The organism is Acetivibrio sp., from assembly GCF_035371925.1.
In the GTDB taxonomy this organism is placed as follows: Bacteria; Bacillota; Clostridia; order Acetivibrionales; family Acetivibrionaceae; genus Hungateiclostridium.
In genome coordinates, this window is sequence record NZ_DAORXT010000163.1 from 1 (window position 1) to 2,997 (window position 2,997).

The window sequence follows — 2,997 nt, forward strand, 5'->3', positions numbered from 1 at the left end:
TATTTTAGCGTGGTTATGGGCTCTTTTTCCCTCTTCTAACTGCAAAATTCAGGTTTCAAACTGACAGAATGGAAAAGCACAAAAAACGTAGAAAGAGAATAGAAATGTAAAAAGACCAAAAATACTAAAAATTTTTGATTTAAACCCCATAATAATTTTAATTGCTACCGAAATAATATAGTAGCAAAAGGATTGACATTTGCCTAAGAAGTCAAAATAGTTTGGTATGAAGGTATGAAAGCATGAAGGTTAGAAAGTAGAGAAGAGGCTCGTTATTGAGCCTCTTTCTATATTGGAATGATATTTTTTTTACTTTAGGCAACAAGCGATATCAAAACATTTGGAATAAGCAGTGCTACTGCAATACCGTAAAGCAAATCCAGCCATACGACTGAGCCCAGGGCACACAGATAAATCAATCCCACCAAAGGTGCTGTAAGGATTTTTACAAGAATAGGCGTAGAGGGATCTTTTACTGATTTCCATATGTTGGCAGCATCACCCGTGCTTGGGAAAGAGTGCATAGCTATGGATACTCCCAACCAGATCAATATTATGTCAAATATATCAGGACTGTCAAATTTAAAAACCGGAATGGAAGCACCTGAAGCTATAACAGCACCGACAAGTGTGTTTATAATAAACGGACCTATGCCTATAAGAATATTTTGCCAAGACTTTTTGGGTACTTCATGTATAACATATCCGCTGGGATTCTTCAGCTGAAAATAGCGTACATCCAAAACTGCGACCTTTGAGAGCCGGCAGAACAACTGATGTGCCATTTCATGTACTATTACTCCGGGAAAAGTCAGAGCTGATATAACAATACCTGGTATTAGCATAAAATCAATTCTCCTCCGAAACTTGTTTTCTCCACTCCAATTCGCCGTTGAATATGGAAGTGAGCAAATTAATTGTGTAAGCATCTTTGTATGTGCCGTTTTTAAACGATTCAAACATTTCGTCTCTTTCTTTTGTCATGTTATTATAATGGTATGCCAAAGCCATATTGGCTATTGAAAGGGGATTGGTTTTATCGAGATTATATGTTTTGGTAGCAAGCTCCAACCCTTTCTTGACATCTCCAAGTTTGAGTTCGGCCCTTACATAGTATCCTAAAGCAGCAGTGTTTTGCTGGTTGTCCGCCAAAACCTTCAAGCAGTGTTGCACAGATTTGTTATAGTCTCCTTTTTCGCAGTATATTTCGGCGAGAAGAAGGTGACCGAAGTAAAAATCGTCATATTGGGCAACAACTCCACCTATAAGCTGCTCAGCTTCATCATACATTCCGAGTTCAAATTTTTTGTCTGCGAGATAATAGGTTGCGCAAACATCACCAGGATAATAGTCTAAATATTCGGTAATTGCTTCTACAAGTATTTCGGTATTATCACTATATTCTATCAGAAGGGTGTAAAAACTGTTGCTTTGAGGATAGTAATAAGTCTTAATTTTTGTGTATATTGAATTTACCGTTTCCACCAAATCCGAATCCGATTCTCTTCCGGATATAAGGGCAAAAGTGTCGTAAGCTTCGTCAATTTGCAAGTTATAATACTTGGCAAGAAACAGTCTGGCAAGTACCAGAGTGGAATCGGAGTATTTCTCTGCTGCCTTCGTATACTCCTTGACTGCTGTAATATAATTTTTTTCTTTTGCAGCCTTTTCGCCCCTGTTAAAAGCGACAGCACTGCTTACGACAGAAGGAAGTCGTACAATAGAAAAAACGGTTGCAGCAAGTATAATTAAAGAAAAAATCTTTATCCATAAAGGAAAGGGACGTTTTGAAAGCTTTTTTCTGCAATCTGAGCATAAATCAACATTGTAACCTTCCTCAATATCGGGGTTTGAACAGCATTGGCACCCTTTTTTTACTTCAAGCTTATCATCTACATGTATACCGGAGTTGAAATCCTGGTTTTCATAATTTTGCTCCATATAATTCCCCCTAAAATAAGTTGTAATAGGTAACAATGTGAAGAGGCTTTAAGTGAATGAGTAAGTACGGTAATTTTTGCATAATATAGATCGCTTGCAGAAGACAATACTGTGAACATGTTACTATTACCATCTAATATAATATGAATATAACATAAAACAACCATGATTTCAATAACCGAGATTACTTTGACGCTTGGCGCTTTGCTTCGTTTATGTATGCGGTATCACTGGAGCCGTTTACATATATATCGGGCACAATTTTTTTTTCCATGATGTTTTCTTCCATGACGTTCCAATAGAAGCTTACCAAATAAATCATGTATTTTTTGGCTTTGTCTTCGTAAGCCAGTTGTCCGACGCCTTTACCCACCGTTGGATGGCCGATTATGACAACATTGCTCAGGTGCTTCTTAAGGCCAAGGGCAAGAATTTCCGAGCTGCTTGCAGAATACTCATTGACCAGAACAAGAATTTTCTTAAACTTTATTTGGGCGGCATCGGAATAGTAAGGATACATGTATCCGTCTCTATAGACAATGTAGCTTGTAGTACATGCAGGCAAAAGATAGTCCAATATGTCGTTGGACGAAGATGTAACCCCTCCTAAGTTGTCCCTGAGATCAATAATTAAAACTTTTTCCTCAGGATTTTCAATTGAGTCAATTATTTCTTTAAATTCCCAGCTGACACTTGGAGTAAAGGAATTAATCTTAATATAATGCATGTTTGGTTCAAGTTGCCGTGAAGACACTTGGGAAATACTTTCCTCATATTTTACCAGATCGTATTCGTCCCCATAAATTACAAAGGTAAACATGTCATTTTTCTGCCTTATGCTGTCTATAAATTTGCATATATCATTTACACTAACTTCGCCTTTAGCTATAAATTCGTTTGCAAGGGCGTCAAAGTTTGTTATTTTGTCATAGTATAAGTAATTGTTTTTGACAAAGTCAACTATTCTCTCCGCTTTAGAAAGCTTTTGCTTGTCAAGCACTGATTGAAGGTAGGTTACGGCTTCGTTGTCGGCAGATATTTTTGCAGCCTTTTGGG

Annotated in this window: 3 protein-coding genes; all 3 read right to left on the reverse strand. The window is 37.3% G+C overall.

The window, feature by feature from the left end; all coding sequences use genetic code 11:
• Positions 1-314 precede the first annotated feature (314 nt).
• A complete protein-coding gene (locus PLH43_RS13420) occupies positions 315-845 on the reverse strand; it encodes a metalloprotease family protein (protein WP_324363950.1) in 531 nt (176 codons plus the stop codon).
• Positions 846-849: 4 nt separating this feature from the next.
• A complete protein-coding gene (locus tag PLH43_RS13425) occupies positions 850-1,941 on the reverse strand; it encodes a hypothetical protein (RefSeq protein ID WP_324363952.1) in 1,092 nt (363 codons plus the stop codon).
• A gap of 184 nt (positions 1,942-2,125) precedes the next feature.
• Positions 2,126-2,997 (reverse strand): S41 family peptidase (locus PLH43_RS13430; RefSeq protein ID WP_324363955.1); only part of this gene is annotated, 872 nt, incomplete at its 5' end.